General features: G+C 28.8%; 17 protein-coding genes and 5 tRNA genes. 12 read left to right on the forward strand and 10 right to left on the reverse strand.

The window, feature by feature from the left end; translation table 11 throughout:
* The first annotated feature begins 7 nt into the window (after positions 1-7).
* The 8 genes from DU473_RS01500 to ybeY are packed head-to-tail and all read left to right on the forward strand — an operon-like array spanning position 8 to position 5194.
* Positions 8-574, forward strand: coding sequence for an FKBP-type peptidyl-prolyl cis-trans isomerase (locus tag DU473_RS01500; RefSeq protein ID WP_131186418.1), 567 nt, complete (start codon positions 8-10; stop codon positions 572-574).
* A gap of 1 nt (position 575) precedes the next feature.
* Positions 576-1502, forward strand: a complete 927-nt coding sequence (gene fabD, locus DU473_RS01505) for an ACP S-malonyltransferase (protein ID WP_131164019.1) — start codon at positions 576-578, stop codon at positions 1500-1502.
* Positions 1496-2185: a 5'-methylthioadenosine/adenosylhomocysteine nucleosidase gene (locus DU473_RS01510; protein WP_187347520.1), complete on the forward strand. Its 690-nt coding sequence runs from the start codon at positions 1496-1498 to the stop codon at positions 2183-2185. Before fabD ends, DU473_RS01510 begins: the two co-directional genes overlap by 7 nt.
* Entirely contained in the window at positions 2182-2937 is a 756-nt protein-coding gene (locus tag DU473_RS01515; RefSeq protein WP_131164017.1) for a tRNA 2-thiocytidine biosynthesis TtcA family protein, read from the forward strand. The genes DU473_RS01510 and DU473_RS01515 overlap by 4 nt, the downstream gene beginning before the upstream one ends.
* The gene (locus DU473_RS01520) at positions 2934-3455 is read left to right on the forward strand and encodes a cysteine hydrolase family protein (protein WP_131164016.1); all 522 of its coding nucleotides are present in this window, start codon (positions 2934-2936) and stop codon (positions 3453-3455) included. The genes DU473_RS01515 and DU473_RS01520 overlap by 4 nt, the downstream gene beginning before the upstream one ends.
* 10 nt (positions 3456-3465) lie before the next feature.
* Positions 3466-4170, forward strand: a complete 705-nt coding sequence (locus DU473_RS01525) for a DUF2726 domain-containing protein (protein ID WP_131186420.1) — start codon at positions 3466-3468, stop codon at positions 4168-4170.
* A gap of 3 nt (positions 4171-4173) precedes the next feature.
* A complete protein-coding gene (recO, locus tag DU473_RS01530; protein ID WP_131164014.1) occupies positions 4174-4788 on the forward strand; it encodes a recombination protein RecO in 615 nt (204 codons plus the stop codon).
* Between the two features lies 1 nt (position 4789).
* A complete protein-coding gene (ybeY, locus tag DU473_RS01535) occupies positions 4790-5194 on the forward strand; it encodes an rRNA maturation RNase YbeY (RefSeq protein ID WP_131164013.1) in 405 nt (134 codons plus the stop codon).
* A 548-nt stretch (positions 5195-5742) separates the two neighbouring features.
* Here the strand turns inward: ybeY and DU473_RS01540 are convergent.
* From DU473_RS01540 to recA, 10 genes are all read right to left on the reverse strand, one after another.
* Positions 5743-5827 (reverse strand) — tRNA-Leu (locus DU473_RS01540).
* Positions 5828-5832: 5 nt separating this feature from the next.
* A tRNA-Arg gene (locus DU473_RS01545) sits at positions 5833-5909 on the reverse strand.
* A 15-nt stretch (positions 5910-5924) separates the two neighbouring features.
* Positions 5925-6001 (reverse strand) — tRNA-Arg (locus tag DU473_RS01550).
* A gap of 4 nt (positions 6002-6005) precedes the next feature.
* A tRNA-His gene (locus DU473_RS01555) sits at positions 6006-6082 on the reverse strand.
* 25 nt (positions 6083-6107) lie between these two features.
* Positions 6108-6185: transfer RNA gene (locus tag DU473_RS01560), tRNA-Pro, on the reverse strand.
* A gap of 51 nt (positions 6186-6236) precedes the next feature.
* Positions 6237-7073: a DNA ligase gene (locus DU473_RS01565; protein ID WP_131164012.1), complete on the reverse strand. Its 837-nt coding sequence runs from the start codon at positions 7071-7073 to the stop codon at positions 6237-6239.
* Positions 7074-7739: an AMIN domain-containing protein gene (locus DU473_RS01570; RefSeq protein WP_131164011.1), complete on the reverse strand. Its 666-nt coding sequence runs from the start codon at positions 7737-7739 to the stop codon at positions 7074-7076.
* The gene (locus tag DU473_RS01575; RefSeq protein WP_131164010.1) at positions 7729-7932 is read right to left on the reverse strand and encodes a hypothetical protein; all 204 of its coding nucleotides are present in this window, start codon (positions 7930-7932) and stop codon (positions 7729-7731) included. The genes DU473_RS01570 and DU473_RS01575 overlap by 11 nt, the downstream gene beginning before the upstream one ends.
* Positions 7933-7997: 65 nt before the next feature.
* Entirely contained in the window at positions 7998-9242 is a 1245-nt protein-coding gene (eno, locus tag DU473_RS01580; RefSeq protein WP_131164009.1) for a phosphopyruvate hydratase, read from the reverse strand.
* Position 9243: 1 nt separating this feature from the next.
* On the reverse strand, positions 9244-10272 hold the full coding sequence (gene recA, locus DU473_RS01585) for a recombinase RecA (protein ID WP_131164008.1): 1029 nt from the start codon (positions 10270-10272) through the stop codon (positions 9244-9246).
* A 194-nt stretch (positions 10273-10466) separates the two neighbouring features.
* Between recA and DU473_RS01590 the strand changes: the two genes are divergently transcribed.
* From DU473_RS01590 to DU473_RS01605, 4 genes are read left to right on the forward strand one after another with little or no spacing between them, the layout of a single operon-like run.
* Positions 10467-11330: a menaquinone biosynthesis family protein gene (locus DU473_RS01590; RefSeq protein ID WP_131186421.1), complete on the forward strand. Its 864-nt coding sequence runs from the start codon at positions 10467-10469 to the stop codon at positions 11328-11330.
* Between the two features lie 9 nt (positions 11331-11339).
* A complete protein-coding gene (gene fliQ, locus DU473_RS01595; protein WP_131164006.1) occupies positions 11340-11609 on the forward strand; it encodes a flagellar biosynthesis protein FliQ in 270 nt (89 codons plus the stop codon).
* The gene (locus DU473_RS01600; RefSeq protein ID WP_131186422.1) at positions 11606-12382 is read left to right on the forward strand and encodes a UDP-N-acetylmuramate dehydrogenase; all 777 of its coding nucleotides are present in this window, start codon (positions 11606-11608) and stop codon (positions 12380-12382) included. The genes fliQ and DU473_RS01600 overlap by 4 nt, the downstream gene beginning before the upstream one ends.
* A 23-nt stretch (positions 12383-12405) precedes the next feature.
* The gene (locus DU473_RS01605) at positions 12406-16164 is read left to right on the forward strand and encodes a type IIG restriction enzyme/methyltransferase (protein ID WP_131186423.1); all 3759 of its coding nucleotides are present in this window, start codon (positions 12406-12408) and stop codon (positions 16162-16164) included.
* Position 16165 lies beyond the last annotated feature (1 nt).

The following is a 16165-nucleotide window of genomic DNA, read 5'->3' on the forward strand; positions in this document are numbered from 1 at the left end:
GGAAAAAATGGCCATTGAAAAAAATAATGTTGTTTCTATGTTTTATGAACTAAAAGATGCTAATACAAACGAGGTTTTAGAATCAAATCTTTACGCTCAACCTATTTCTTTTATACTTGGAAAAGGACAAATTTTAGATTCTTTAGAAGAAGAAATTGCGAAATTAGACTGTCCTTCTAATACAGAAATTCTTATTAAAAAAGACAAAGCTTTAGGAGAATACGATGCAAACGCTATCCAAATCTTACCAAAAGAACAATTTGCTGGTATTGATCTTAAAATAGGAATGGAACTTTTTGGAGAAGGCGAAAATGGGGAAAATGTTCGCGTTAGTGTTAAGGATATAAAAGAAGACAGTGTTACTATTGATTATAATCATCCATATGCTGGACGTGATTTACTTTTTTCTCTTAATCTTGTTGATGTAAGACCAGCAAGCGAAGATGAAATTCTTACAGGAATTATTGCAGGAAGTCATAGTTGCGGTTGTGGAAATAATCATGAACATAAACATCATCATGAACATAAAGGCGGTGGATGCTGCGGTGGTCATGGTGGGTGTGGTTGCCATTAATATGAATTATACATTTATTTTTCCAGGTCAAGGCTCTCAAAGTCTTGGCATGGGTAAAGACTTCTACGAAAATTCTAAAAGCGCCAAAGAACTTTTAGATCATGCAAGCGATTTTTTAAAAATTAATTTTAAACACCTTTTATTTGAAGAAAACGATGATTTAAACAAGAGTCAGTTCACTCAACCTGCAATACTTTTAACTTCTTTAATGGCTTATAATACCTTAAATGAATTAGAACCGAATTTAAAAGCAAAAATTTCTTTAGGACATTCTTTAGGTGAATTTTCTGCTTTAGCTATAAGTGGTGGGCTTGATTTTCTTGAAGCACTCAAACTTGTACACCAAAGAGGGCTTTTCATGCAAGAAGATTGTGCCAAGATTGAAGCAGGTATGATGGTTGTTCTAGGTCTTGATGATGAAAGTATAGAAAAACTATGCGAAAAAGCAAGAGTTGAAAATAAGCAAATTTTTGCTGCAAACTATAATTGCGAAGGACAAATCGTTATAGCTGGATTAAAAGCTGATTTATTAAGTTATGAAAATGAATTTAAAAATGCTGGGGCTAAAAGAGCTATGCTTTTAAATATGAGTGTAGCAAGTCATTGTCCTCTTTTAGAAAATGCTTCTTTAAAACTTTATAAAGAACTCGAAAAAGTTTTAAAACCAAATTTTCAAACAATTATCTCAAATGTAAACGCCAAACCTTACTCAAGTAAAGAAGAAGCCTTAAATTTGCTAAAAGCTCAACTTGTATTTCCTGTGCTTTATAAACAAAGTATAAAAACGATAGAAAATGAAACTTCTTATTTTATAGAATTTGGCTCTAAAATTTTACAAGGACTTAATAAAAAAATCACCACTAAACCGACTTATTCTCTAACCAACCTTAATGAAATAGAAACTTTTTTAAAGGAAATAAAATCATGAAAATAGCGATTTTAGGCGCAATGGAAGAAGAAATAACACCTTTACTTGAAATTTTAAAAGATTACAATAGTATAAAATATGCTAATAATATTTATTACACAGCAAATTACAAAAATCATGAATTAATTTTAGCTTATTCTAAAATAGGCAAAGTAAATTCAACTCTAAGTGCAAGCATAATGATAGAAAAATTTAAAGCCCAAGCTTTACTTTTTACAGGAGTTGCTGGTGCTTTTAATCCCGAGCTTGAAATAGGCGATTTGCTTTATGCAACAAAACTTGTTCAATATGATTTAGATATTACTGCTTTTGGCCATCCTTTAGGTTTTGTTCCAGGAAATGAAATTTTTATTAAAACTAATGAAAAATTAAATAATATTGCCCTAGAAGTAGCTAAAGAATTAAATATAAAATTAAAAGCAGGCATTATCGCAACTGGCGATGAATTTATTTGCGATGAAGCAAAAAAAGCAAAAATTAAAAAAATTTTTAATGCTGATGCTTGCGAAATGGAAGGAGCGAGCGTAGCTTTGGTTTGTGATGCTTTAAATACACCTTGTTTTATTTTAAGAGCAATGAGTGATAAAGCCGGAGAAAAAGCTGAATTTGATTTTGATGAATTTGTTGTTAATTCTGCCAAAATTTCAGCTAATTTTGTGCTTAAAATGTGCGAAAAACTATGATAAATCTTAGCAAAAAACTCATCCGTCAAGTAGCTAAAGCCAATGCTAAATTTAGTCTTATCAATGAAGGCGATAGAGTTCTTTTAGGCTTAAGTGGAGGAAAAGATTCTTTAGCCTTGGCTCATCTTTTAAAGCGCATGCAAGCTCACGCTCCTTTTAAATTTGAACTTAAAGCTGTCACTCTAAGTTATGGAATGGGCGAGGATTACTCTCGTTTAAATCATCATTGCAAAGAGCATGGTATTGATCATAGCATTCTTGATTCTAATATTTATGAAGTTTCTGAAGATACTATAAGAAAAAATTCTAGTTTTTGTAGTTATTTTTCAAGAATGCGTCGAGGAGCTTTATACACTTATGCTTTAGAAAATAATTTTAACAAACTTGCCATAGCTCATCATTTAGATGATGCAGCTGAAAGCTTTTTTATGAATTTTATCCACAATGGGGCTTTAAGAACTTTGGCGCCAATTTATAAAAGTAAACGCGGCATTATAGTAATACGCCCTTTAATCTTTGTAAGAGAAAGACAGCTTAGAGAAAATGCTTTACAAAATGAACTTGAAGTTATTGGCAATGAATTTTGTCCTGGTATGAAATTAAGCGAAAGAAATGTTAAATTCCCTCATGCAAGAGAAGAAGCAAAACAAATCTTAGCTAATTTAGAAAAAGATTATCCTAAGCTTTTTACAAGTCTAAAAACTGCATTTGAAAATTTACATACAGAGAGTTTCTGGCTTCAAAACATATGAAAAAAGCTTTTGCGCTTATAGACTATCAAAATGATTTCGTTACAGGAAGCTTAGGGTTTGAAAAAGCTTTAAAAATAGAAAATAAAATTTTAAATTTATTAGATAATATTGACTTTAATAATACAGATTTACTAATCACTTTTGATACACATGATAGCAATTATTTAAATTCTAATGAGGGAAAATTAATACCTATAAAACATTGCATTCAAAATACACCAGGGTGGCAAATGCCTACAAATTTACAAAAATATATACCAAAAGCCAAAAAAATATTTTATAAAAATACTTTTGGAAGTTTAGAGCTTGCAAATTTCATTAGCAAAAGCGAATATAAAGAACTTTATTTTTGTGGACTTGTATCGCATATTTGTGTTTTTTGTAATATCATTTTAGCTTTTAGTGCAAAGCCTGATGCAAAAATATTTTTATATAAAGAAGCCAGTGCTAGTTTCGATACAAATTTAGAAAACTCCTCTTTTAACCTTTTAAAAACATATGGAATTAAAATAATATAGGTTTAAGTCAATGATCATACTTATAATAATTTTAATCGTGATTATTTTTATCTTAGTTTTTAAAATAAATAATCAAAACAAAACCAATAAAAATTTAAAGCGAATTATTTTAAAACAAATCCAAAAAGAAAAAAATAAAAAAATTAAAAATCAATTTTTCTTAGAAAAAAAGAAACAAGAAGAAAAAATATCAGAATACAAAAAAAGCAAAGAATATAAGCTTGATTTAGTTAAAAAATGCAGTATTTTCAGTAAAGATAAGCTTATGGGTATTGGAGAATTTTTAATTTATAAGGAATTGATTTTTTGCGAAGATATTAAAAATAACTTTATAGTTTTTCCGCAAATCTCTTTAAAAAGCTTTTTAAAAGATGACAAAGAGGATGAAGTTTGGAAAGCATATTCTGATTTAGTAGTTGATTTTTTATTTGTTATCAAAGATTTTAAAAATAAATCCACAAAGCCATTTGCTGTTTTAGAATTCCAAGGTGGCGGACACTATGGAGATAAATCAGATATCATTCAAGTAGAAAAAATTAAAAAAAACGATGAAATCAAAAAAGAAGTAATTTTAAAAGCAAAACTTCATTTTTATATTTTAGAAGGGGCTCAAGTTTATCAAGATAATTCTTGTTTTATTGATGATTTAAAACTAAAAAAAGAAATCAAAAAAATTTCGGATTCGCTTTATTTAAAATACAAAGATTTAATTTAGCTTATGCAGGGTTTTATTTTACATACTCAAAAAATTAAAGATGAGGATTTGATCGTTTATATTTTAAGCGCTAAAGCCTTACTTAAAACCTATCGCTTTTATGGGCTTAGACATTCAAGTATTTTAAATGGATATAAAATCGATTTTTCTCTAGATGAAAATCCCAACTTTTTACCACGTCTTAAAGATGTTATGCATCTTAGTTTTACTTGGATTTTACAAAGAGAAAAAATGTTTTTATGGCAAGAATTTATACGTCTTTTTTACCAGCATTTAAGGGGTATAGAAGAGCTTGATTCTTTTTATTTTGAACTTTTAAATGAAAGTGCCATAAAATTTTTAAAACAAAATCCAAAACGTATAATTATAGATGCTTATATAAAAATATTGGAATTTGAAGGCAGACTTCATAAAAATTTTATCTGTTTTTCTTGCGAGGAACCGATAAAAAATGAAATTACACTTTTAAGAGCTTTTTTGCCCTCTCATCATTATTGTGCTTTAGGCTATTCATTTAATCAAAAAAAACTTGAAGAATTTTATAAATATAAAAATTCTAGTATTTTTAATGACGAAGAGATAGAAAAAATTTATTCTATTATCAAAGAAGGATTTTAAAATGATAATTTGTGATGAAAATGTTGATTTTTTAGAAAAAATTGCCCAAAAAATAAGTTCTAAAGATGTTGAACTTATTTTTTTAAACAATGAACAAATGCGTAATTTAAATTTAGAACAAAGAGGGATCGATAAAAGCACTGATGTGCTTTCTTTTCCACTTGTAGATATAGCTAAAAATTTACCCCTAGGATCCATAGTAATAAATACTGAATTAGCCAAAGAAAAAGCAAAAGAATTCAATCACACTTATGAAGAAGAAATAAGCTTACTTTTTATCCACGCCATGCTTCACTTAATAGGTTTTGATCACGAAATAGACAAGGGAGAGATGAGAGAGAAAGAAAAAGAATTAATCAATTTTTTCAAACTCCCAAAGTCTTTGATAGTGAGGAATGATGGGTAAAAATTTATTTTATTGGCTCAAATATTTAAAAGATTTATACTAAAAAATCATCGCTTTTACAAGTATTACAATTTTAAAAAACTAAAGACACTGCTAATGATTGCTTGTCCAATTGTTAATCTATTAAATTATCATCTAAATTTGAGATTAAACATTTTTATTTATTTTATTCTCTGGCTTTTTCTTATTAATTCCTTTATGCTGACAACTAATTTATATTAAAGAAATTCCACAACTTAAATAAATTTTGGTTACATTTTATTCAAATTATGGATACAAGCAATATAATAAACATTTAATTTAGAGCATTTATATAAAATTCCAATTAAAGATTTATTAAGATAACTATTTAAATTTAAAATTTTACACAATTCTATTAAGCTAAAATATTTTATAAATTTTATTTTAAACCTTATTAAGATAAATAAAACCAAAAACAATGAAAATTGTTATAAATTTTCAAATTCTAAATATTTTTTAACAAAGTTTTAATAAGAAAATAATTTTAATCATAAAATTTGGAAATCAATTGTTTTAAGAATTACAAATGGTGCGGATGAAAGGACTTGAACCTTCACGCATTGCTGCACCAGATCCTAAGTCTGGCGTGTCTGCCAATTTCACCACATCCGCAAAAGTGGTACGCTCAAGAGGATTCGAACCTCTGACCTACGGCTTAGAAGGCCGTTGCTCTATCCAGCTGAGCTATGAACGCATATATAAGAAGTGGTGGTGCGCCCGATAGGAATCGAACCCATAACCTACAGATCCGAAGTCTGTCGCTCTATCCAGTTGAGCTACGAGCGCTTAGTGGGGTGAGTGATGGGAATTGAACCCACGACCCTCAGGACCACAATCTGATGCTCTAACCGACTGAGCTACACTCACCATTTTTTATAAATATTTATAAAAATGGTCGGGGTGAAAGGATTCGAACCTTCGGCCCCTTGGTCCCAAACCAAGTGCGCTAACCAGACTGCGCTACACCCCGAGTTAAAAAGCTAACATTCTAGCATAAAAAATAATACAAGTCAAGAATTTATTATTCCCTAACACGCAAAAATATAGGAAAACGTGGTAAAGAATTTTTTGTCAATCCATTAAATTTATAAGTGATGATAGAACCTATTTTTGGAGGATTTTCTCTATCGTTATCTTTAAGTCCTGAACCAATTTTAATGATTTTTGTATTAGGCAACTCACACAATAAAGCTCCAATTTTATTCTCATATTTACCTTTTCCTTTTGTATAACCTACAACTTTACATTCATCATCAAAAAAAGGTTTTAATTTTAAAGAAAAATTTGATCTTTTATTCTCATAAGACATAGAATTTTTTCTTACTATAACTCCTTCGCCACCATTTTTTATAATATTTTCATAAAAATTATTCAAATGTTTTTTATCTTTAATAAAAATTTGAGGAATAATTTTTATATAAGGATTAGGATATTTTTTTAAATACTCTTGCAAAACTTCTAAACGATTTAATAAAGTACATTCTTTAAGCTTAAATTCTTCACAAGCGTTTGGAACATCAAAAACATTGTAAGTTACTTTTTCCCAAAGCGTATTATTGATTTCATTTTTTCTTATAAGGGCTGAAATTTGATCAAAACTTGCTCTTTGTATCCATAATTCCCCATCAAGAGCAAAATTTGGAAAATTTTGAGCAAAAAACAAAGGGACAAATATAGGATAGTTTTTACGCGTTTTAAACACTCTGCCATCCCAAATTCCTCTTACTCCATCAAGTTTTTCACTCATTACATAAGTTTTTATATCTTCTTTATCAAAAAATTTTTCATCATAGGTATCAAATAATAAAACCGCCTTCGAAAAAGAAATAAAAAAGATTAATAATGCAATATTTCTCATCTATAGCAAATTTATGATATAACCCGTAGAATCTTTTTGAATTTTATAACTATATTTTCCATCTAAATAAATCACCAAACGATAGTATCCTTTATGAGATCCAAAATCTATTCTTTTAAATAAAGAGTCTTTAAGTCTAATATTTTTAGTTGGCTGAATATTATCTGATTTAAAATCTAAAACAATCTTGCTAGGATTTCCTATTGAAAAATCAGATAATATTTCATCGCTTGTGCTAAATTTGATCTTATTTTTATAAGTTGTATAAGCTATGAAATCATATATTTTATCTGTTTGTATAGGAAGTTCTATGCTAACAGAAGTATTTAAATCTGATTTAGAATTATTTTTCTCTGGTATAGTCACAGAAACATCTAAAATTTTAGAAGGATCAGGGGCTTTTACTCTTGTTAAGACATAACGATCATGCCAATCTATGCTTTTATTGATATCAAGATTTAAGTCGCTCTCGCTTCCATCAAGATTAATATAATGAAAAGTAACGCCTTTAAGAATTCTTGCACTTGAATTAAATTTAACTTCTTCTTTTTGAAAAGATTCTGGGATTATGATATTATCACTTAAATTTTGTTCTATATCAAAAGGATTTTTAGCGTTTGCAAAAGCATATAAAAACAATAAAATATATAATAATTTAATTTTCATTTGGATACAAACCTTTCAACTCAAAGTATTCTTTTTGTGCTTTGGCATTTTGCTCTTTTAGTAAAAGAATTTTTTTATTTAAATTCTCTTTTGTTGCTTCTAAAGAAAGCATAGTATCTAAAGAATATTGACCAAAAAGCATATTACCAAAATAAATAGCCCCAATAATCACAAAAATTGCCCATAAAAGCATTTTAAAAATATTAAAATAAAGACTTTTTTTCTTGGTACTTTCGTCATATTCTTTTAATAAATCACTCAGAGTCTTTCTCCCAAATATTCATCATTTTGAAGTTCAATTTCTAATAAACGATTGTATTTAGCAGTTCTTTCTCCTCTTGCTAAAGCTCCTGTCTTAATCTGACCCGTATTTAAAGCTACAGCAAAATCAGCTATAAAAGTATCTTCGCTTTCTCCTGATCTATGAGACATAATGCATTTATAATTGTTTCTATGCGCTAAACGCACTGTTCTCATAGTTTCTGTAATAGTTCCTATTTGATTTGGCTTTATAAGAACAGCATTTGCCATTTTTTTAAGAATACCCTCTCTTAAAATATTTTCATTGGTTACAAATAAATCATCGCCCACAAGCTGAATTTTATCTCCTAATTTCTGAGTAAGTTTTACCCAACCTTCAAAATCATTTTCAGCTAAACCATCTTCTATACTACAAATTGGATATTTTGAACAAAGCTCTATATATTTTTCAATTAAATCATCGCTTGAGAAAGTTTTTCCTTCTAAATGATAGCTTCCATCCTTATAAAACTCGCTACTTGCAACATCAAGAGCTAATTTTATATTTTTTTCATAACCTGTTTTTTTAATACAAGTCATTAAAAGATTTAAAGCTTCTTCATTATTAGCCAAATTAGGAGCAAATCCCCCTTCATCTCCTAATGCTGTAGAATGTCCTAAAGAGGCCAATTCTTTCTTAAGAGATGCATAAATTTCGCAAACAGAACGCAAAGCTTCTTTAAAACTTGTAAAACCAAAAGGCATAATCATAAATTCTTGAAAATCAATATTATTATTCGCATGAGCTCCGCCATTGATAATATTGCACATTGGGACAGGTAAAATGCTTGCATTTACACCGCCTAAATATCTATATAAAGGTATATTTAAAGAATTAGCCGCTGCACGTGCTAAAGCCATAGAAACGCCTAAAGTTGCATTAGCTCCTAAATTTGCATAATTATTTGTGCCATCAAGCTCTTTTAAAGTTTCATCTAATTGAACTTGATCATAAGCATCAAGTCCTATAATATTTTCGGCTATAAGTTCATTAACATTGGAAATAGCCTTTAATACTCCTTTTCCATTAAATCTTTCATCATTATCTCTAAGCTCTAAAGCTTCTTTTGAACCAGTACTTGCACCACTTGGAACTATAGCTGAACCTACACTACCATCATTTAATACTATCTCTGTTTTTATTGTAGGATTTGCCCTACTATCTAAAACCTCAAACGCCCTTACATCTTCTATTATCAACATTTTATTCCTCCTCCTCATCTTGTGAAGAACTTATCATCCCCTCAATACCGATAGAATTTTGTATTTCTTTAGTAATCTCTTCTGCAACTTGTGGATTTTCTTTTAAGAAAGCTTTTGAATTCTCTCTACCCTGCCCTAATTTTTTATCTTTATAAGAAAACCACGCTCCACTTTTATCTACTATATCTAGCTTAACACCATAATCTATAAGTTCACCTTCGCGACTTAAACCTTCTCCAAACATTACATCAAATTCGGCCTGTCTAAAAGGTGGAGCAACTTTGTTTTTAACCACTTTAACCTTAACACGATTTCCAATTACTTCTTCACTTTGTTTTAAACTAGCGACTTTTCTTACATCTAAACGCACAGAGGCATAAAATTTTAAAGCATTTCCACCAGTAGTTGTTTCAGGCGTTCCATAACCCATAGCACCTATTTTCATACGAATTTGGTTAATAAAAATAACCGTAGTATTCATTTTATGTACTATCCCTGTAAGTTTTCTTAAAGCCTGAGACATCAACCTTGCTTGAAGCCCTACATGCTGATCGCCCATGTCTCCTTCTATTTCAGCCTTTGGAGTAAGAGCTGCCACACTATCAACTACAATTAAATCAATAGCTCCACTTCTAGCTATAGTTTCTACAATCTCTAAAGCCTGCTCCCCAAAATCAGGTTGAGAAATATAAAGATCGTCTGTATTTACCCCTAAATTTTTAGCATATTTCACATCTAAAGCATGCTCTGCATCAATAAATGCACAAACACCCCCTGCTTTTTGACACTCTGCAATGATATGTAAAGTAAGCGTTGTCTTACCTGAGCTTTCAGGTCCATAAATTTCAATGATTCTCCCCTTTGGAATTCCTCCTATTCCCAAGGCTAAATCAAGTCCTACCGAACCAGTGCTAATACTATCAATTTGCTCAACTTCTTTATCGCCAAGTCTTAAAATAGTTCCTTTTCCAAAAGCTTTATCAAGACTTTTTAAAGCAGCATCTAAGGATTTTCTTTTATTATCATCCATTATTTTCCCTTAAAAAAATTTAATTTGAATTTTAACAAAATAAAGCTAAATAATGCATTACTTAAAAATTATTTTATTAAAAACTATAAGTTTTTATTTTTATTGAAAGATTACAAAAATTAAAGTTTTTATGAATTTTTAAATGAAATTTTATAAAATATTTTATTTAAGAAAAATCAAGGATTAACTCACCAATGAAAAAAACAATCACAATAGCTCATTCTCCTGATGCTGATGATATTTTTATGTATATGGCGATTAAATTTGGCTGGATTGGCAATGAATTTGATTATAAAAATAAAGCTTTAGATATACAAAGTCTAAATGAATTTGCTCTTCAAAACTACTATGATGTTAGTGCTATTTCTTTTGCTCTTTATCCCTTAATCGCTAAAGAATACGCACTTTTACGCACAGCTATGAGCTTTGGAGAGGGTTATGGGCCAAAACTCATTAAGAAAAAAGAAACGAAACTAAAAAGAAATTTTAAAGTAGCACTAAGTGGAGTAAATACTACAAATGCTTTAATTTTTCGTATAAAGTATCCAGAAGCTAGAATTATTTATAAAAATTTCTTAGAAATTGAAAAAGCAGTATTAGAAGGTGAGGTCGATGCTGGAGTTTTAATCCATGAAAGCATTTTAGAATTTGATACAAAACTTTGTGTAGAAGTAGAACTTTGGGATATTTGGCTAGAATTCGCAAAAGAAAATCTGCCCTTACCTTTAGGCGGAATGGCCTTACGTCGCTCTTTGCCTATCACAGACGCAATCAAAATAGAAAAAGATCTCATAAATGCTGTTAAAATAGCTCATCTAAATTCTAAAATTTTAATCCCTATGCTAATGGAAAGAAAATTTATACGTGTAGATGAATTAAAACTTAAAACTTATTTATCTTTATATGCCAATCAAAATTCTATTTATTTAAACGAAATTCAAACCAAAGCCCTTGATACACTTTTTAAACTAGGATATGAACATAAGTTTTATGATAAAATAATCCACACAAATGATTATCTTATTCCTAGCGAATATGAAAATGCTAGATATTCTTAAAGGAAAATTATGGATGAAAGCACTCTTGTAGCCCTTGGGGTTGCTACTTTTAAAGTTACACTGTTAATCTCTTTACCTATGCTTCTTGCAGGACTTATAGCAGGACTTATTATAAGTATTTTTCAAGCTACAACACAGATAAATGAAATGACACTTTCTTTTGTTCCAAAAATTATTTTAGTTGTAATTGTAATCATCTTTTTGATGCCTTGGATGACAACAACAATGATAGAATTTACCGAAAATATTTTAAATCAAATTCCAACTTTTATTAAATGATCATAGATTTTAAAAAATACTCTTCAGTGCGTATAGGTGATAAATTTGAAGTTCAAGTTTTAAATAAAATAGAAGAATTTGATGGCTTTTTAATAGGTGGAGCAAATAATTTACTAATTAGCCCAAAACCTAAAAAAATGGGGATTTTAGGAGATATTTTTGATTTTATAGAAATACTTGATAAAAATAAAGACTTTCTCATCTTACGCATAGGTTGCAAAACAAAAGCGAGTAAAATTTATCGCTTTGCTAAAGAAAATAATCTTTTAGGCTTTGAGTTTTTACAAAAAATCCCAGGCACACTTGGGGGACTTTTAAAAATGAATGCAGGGCTTAAAGAAGAATGCATCAGTCAAAATTTGATCAAAATCGCCACTGCCGAAGGCGAAATTATGCGTGAAAATATAAATTTTGCTTACCGCTTTTGTCCTTTGCAAACGCCTTTTTTTTGGGCTGAATTTAAACTTTTCTTTGGCTTTGATAAAACAAAAGACGAGTTTTTAAAAAATGCCAGAAACAACCAACCAAGCGGTGCAAGCTTTGGATCTATCTTTAAAAATCCAAAAGATAATTTCGCAGGAGCCTTAATCGAAGCTGTAGGACTTAAAGGTTTTAGTAAAAATGACGCTATGCTAAGTGATAAACACGCCAATTTTTTAATCAATAAAAAAAACGCCAGCTTTGATGATGCATTTTTTCTTATAGAACTTGCTAAGAAAAGAGTTTTTGAAAAATTTGGAATTTTATTAGAAGAAGAAGTCATTATACTTTAATTTGCTTATTTTAAAGGATTTTTATGAAATTTATCAATTTAAATCAAAAAGATTTTTTTAATCCTTATTATTTTAAAAAACAAATCACACAAAATGAATTTGATAGTTTCAAAAAGCTTTTAAACATTTACTTAGATGATCTTAAAAACTCTAAAAATCAAAATGAAGATTATCTAGTGGCTAATGCTCTTGCACCCTTTTTAAAAGCTTTAAATTTTAATACCGCTATAAAACATAAACAAAAAGGAAAAAGTGAGATTGATCTAAGTCTTATCAATAAAGAAGAGCTAGAAGTTATTATAGAAGCTAAAAAACAAGGCTCTAAAGAATTTATCACGCCAAATTCTTTAAATTCAAAGGCACTTTGCGAAAGCATACTTTACTATCTTAGAGAAAGAGAACATAATTTTAATCTAAAATTTATCATCATCACTAATTTTTATGAATTTTATATTTTTAAGGCAAGAGTTTTTGAAGAATTATTTTTCAATGATACAAATTTCAAAAAACTTCTTAATGCTTTTAATGATAACAACTCTCTTATCAACAACACAGAAAAATTTTACAAAGAATGCTCTAAGCTTATAGAAAATAAAAAGCAAAATTTAGAAGGCTTTTTTATAGATTTAAAGATCTTTAATGACAAAGAAAAGCAAAATTTTAAAAATTTAAAAACTATTTTTAAAATTTTTAATAAAGATTTTTTACACAATGAATTTAATCCCAACGATGCAAATTCCTTAAATAACGCCTTTTACAAAGAGCTTTTATACATCTTAGGGCTTTATGAGAGCAAACAAAACTCAAAACTCATCATCACAAAAAGCCAAGAGAGTGAAGAAGAGCAAGGCACTTTTTATACTGCTATAAATTCTAAGCTTGAAAAAGAAGATTTTGAAACCATTTTAAAACTTTTAATCTTATGGCTAAATCGCATTTTATTTTTAAAACTTATAGAGTCAAATTTGGTGCGTTTTAATGATGATAAAAATTTGAAATTTTTAAATTTTAAAAAAATCCCTGATTTTGACAAACTTAGCGAACTTTTCTTTGAGATTTTGGCTAAAGAAAAAAGCAAAAGAAAGAAAAGTGTATTTGCTTATCTGCCTTATCTAAATTCTTCTTTATTTGAAAAACAAAGCATAGAAAATACGCTTGAAATTTCAAGCCTAAGCAATGATTTAAAACTTTATTACTATAAAAACACTATATTAAAAGATGACAAATGCAAGGCTAAAAAAGGACAAGTGGGGCTTTTAGAATATTTGTTTGAATTTTTAGATAGCTTTGATTTTGGTAGCGATGATGAACAAAGCGAAATTCTAAGGCAAAAAGAACTCATAAGCTCAAGTGTTTTAGGAAATGTTTTTGAAAAACTAAACGGCTATAAAGAAGGAAGTTTTTATACGCCAAGCTTTATCACTTCTTATATGTGCAAAGAAAGTATCACAAAAATCGTGCTTGATAAATTTAATGCTAAATTTGATCTTGATGCTAAGGATATAAGCGAACTAAAAAAGTCTTTAAAAAAAGAAGATAAAAAGATACAAAAAGAGCTTTTAAACTCCATAAAAATTTGCGATCCTGCCGTAGGAAGTGGGCATTTTCTAGTTTCTGCTTTAAATTGTTTGCTTAGCATTTATGATGAGTTAAATCTTTTTGATGAAGAATTTTACCTAGAAGTGCAAAACGATGAAATTCTCATCACAGATAGAAAAGGCGAGTTTATAGAGTATAAACGTCCAAGCACACCTAAAGATAAAGTCCATCTTATCCAACAAGAACTTTTTCATACTAAAAAAGACATCATAGAAAATAATCTTTTTGGGGTTGATATCAACCCAAACTCTTGCGAGATCACGAAGCTAAGGCTTTGGATAGAGCTTTTAAAACACAGCTTTTACCAAAACTTTGATGATGAAACTTATCACGATCTCAAAACCCTACCAAATATCGATATAAACATAAAATGCGGGAATTCTTTGGTATCTTACTTTGAAATTGATAAAAGCCTAAGTCACTATCCAAACATCAAAGAACGTATGAGCAAATACAAACGCATAGTAAAAGACTATAAAGAGGGCTTTTACACGGATAAAAATCTCATTGCCAAAGAAATAAAAAATCTCCAAGAAAGCTTTAAAAATTTTTGCTTGAAAGATAAATTTAACAAAGAGATCAAACAGCTCACAAATGGGGCAAACGAGTATTCTAAAAAATACGGCGATTTTTTGGCCGATGAACATCACGATGAAAAATTTAAAAGCTTTTTTTCTAAAAATATGTTTGAATTCAGTTTTGATGAAAAAGTAGCAAGAAAAGAATTTAAAAAGCTTTTAGAGCTTTATGAGCGTATTTTCGAACTAGAAAAATCACATCCTTTTGAATGGCGTTTTGAATTCCCTGAAATTTTAGACGATGATGGAAATTTCAAAGGCTTTGATCTAATCATTGGCAATCCACCTTATATAAAAGAAAATGATAATAAAGAGCTTTTTGCCAATACAAAAAAGTTAAGAACTTATCAAGGAAAAATGGATATTTGGTATCATTTCGTAGGGCGTGGATTTGATATACTTAAGAATAATGGATATTTAGCATTTATCGCTACAAATAATTGGGTTACAAATTCAGGGGCTAAAAAACTACGCAATATAGTTTTAGAAGAATCTCAAATTTTAAGCCTTGTTGATTTTAGTTCTTTTATGGTGTTTGATTCTGCAAGCATACAAACTATGATAATGCAATTTCAAAAAATAAAACCGCCTAAAAATTACGAATTTCATTTTGCTAAAATCACAACTCAAACTCCAATTTATGAAGATGTTATAAATCTTTTAAAAAATGAAAAAACCCAAAACAATGAAATTTTAAGCATAAATTTAACTCCAAAAAAATTTATAGATAAAACTTTGAATTTCACAAAAAGCGACTATGAAGAACTTTTTAACAAAATCCAAAAATATGGAAAATTTTACCTTGAAGAAAAAGAAGTAGCACAAGGAATAGTTTATCCTCAAGAAAATATAAATAAAAAATCTTTAGAAATTTTAGGAAATAATTTTTATTTAGGACAGGGAATTCAAAAATTAACAAATGAAGAAGTAGAAAATTTAAATCTTTTAAAAAATGAAAAAACACTTTTAAAACCAATTTTTGAAAGCGATAATATTCAAAAATATTTTGTAAAAAGATATAATTATTTTTGGGTTATTTATACAAATTCATCTTTTAAAAATCCAAATTCTATGGATAATTATCCAAATTTGAAAAAACATTTAGATAAATTTCAAAAGGTTATCACTTCTGATAATAAACCTTATGGTTTGCACCGAGCAAGAGATGAAAAATTTTTTACAGGAAGTCCTAGAATAGTAGCACTTAGAAAATGCGTAGGTGAGCCTAAATTTAGTTATGTTGATTTTGATTGCTATGTTTCAGCGACTTTTTATGTAATTAAAACTCAAAGAATTAATGTTAAATATTTAACTGCTATTTTAAATTCAAAACTTATAGCATTTTGGTTAAAACATAAAGGAAAAATGCAAGGCAATAATTATCAAATTGACAAAGAGCCTTTGCTAAATATCCCTATAGTAACTATAAATTCCAAAAATCAAAAAATAGTCGATGAGCTTGTAAATTTAGTCGACGAGATTTTAAAAGCTAAAAAACAAGACAAAAACGCAAATACTCAAAAACTAGAAAATAAAATCAATTCTTTGGTTTATAAACTTTACAATCTCACTGAAGAAGAAATAAAAATCATAGAAGGAAAGTAAT

Origin of the sequence: Campylobacter novaezeelandiae (assembly GCF_004323845.1) — a bacterium.
Taxonomy (GTDB): Bacteria; Campylobacterota; Campylobacteria; order Campylobacterales; family Campylobacteraceae; genus Campylobacter_D; species Campylobacter_D novaezeelandiae.

Coding starts and splice junctions, on each gene's coding strand:
- DU473_RS01500 (WP_131186418.1), top strand. CDS start 8: ATGGCCATTGAAAAAAATAATGTTGTTTCTATGTTTTATGAACTAAAA.
- fabD (WP_131164019.1), top strand. CDS start 576: ATGAATTATACATTTATTTTTCCAGGTCAAGGCTCTCAAAGTCTTGGC.
- DU473_RS01515 (WP_131164017.1), top strand. CDS start 2,182: ATGATAAATCTTAGCAAAAAACTCATCCGTCAAGTAGCTAAAGCCAAT.
- DU473_RS01520 (WP_131164016.1), top strand. CDS start 2,934: ATGAAAAAAGCTTTTGCGCTTATAGACTATCAAAATGATTTCGTTACA.
- DU473_RS01525 (WP_131186420.1), top strand. CDS start 3,466: ATGATCATACTTATAATAATTTTAATCGTGATTATTTTTATCTTAGTT.
- recO (WP_131164014.1), top strand. CDS start 4,174: ATGCAGGGTTTTATTTTACATACTCAAAAAATTAAAGATGAGGATTTG.
- ybeY (WP_131164013.1), top strand. CDS start 4,790: ATGATAATTTGTGATGAAAATGTTGATTTTTTAGAAAAAATTGCCCAA.
- DU473_RS01565 (WP_131164012.1), bottom strand. CDS start 7,073: ATGAGAAATATTGCATTATTAATCTTTTTTATTTCTTTTTCGAAGGCG.
- DU473_RS01570 (WP_131164011.1), bottom strand. CDS start 7,739: ATGAAAATTAAATTATTATATATTTTATTGTTTTTATATGCTTTTGCA.
- DU473_RS01575 (WP_131164010.1), bottom strand. CDS start 7,932: ATGCTTTTATGGGCAATTTTTGTGATTATTGGGGCTATTTATTTTGGT.
- eno (WP_131164009.1), bottom strand. CDS start 9,242: ATGTTGATAATAGAAGATGTAAGGGCGTTTGAGGTTTTAGATAGTAGG.
- recA (WP_131164008.1), bottom strand. CDS start 10,272: ATGGATGATAATAAAAGAAAATCCTTAGATGCTGCTTTAAAAAGTCTT.
- DU473_RS01590 (WP_131186421.1), top strand. CDS start 10,467: ATGAAAAAAACAATCACAATAGCTCATTCTCCTGATGCTGATGATATT.
- fliQ (WP_131164006.1), top strand. CDS start 11,340: ATGGATGAAAGCACTCTTGTAGCCCTTGGGGTTGCTACTTTTAAAGTT.
- DU473_RS01600 (WP_131186422.1), top strand. CDS start 11,606: ATGATCATAGATTTTAAAAAATACTCTTCAGTGCGTATAGGTGATAAA.
- DU473_RS01605 (WP_131186423.1), top strand. CDS start 12,406: ATGAAATTTATCAATTTAAATCAAAAAGATTTTTTTAATCCTTATTAT.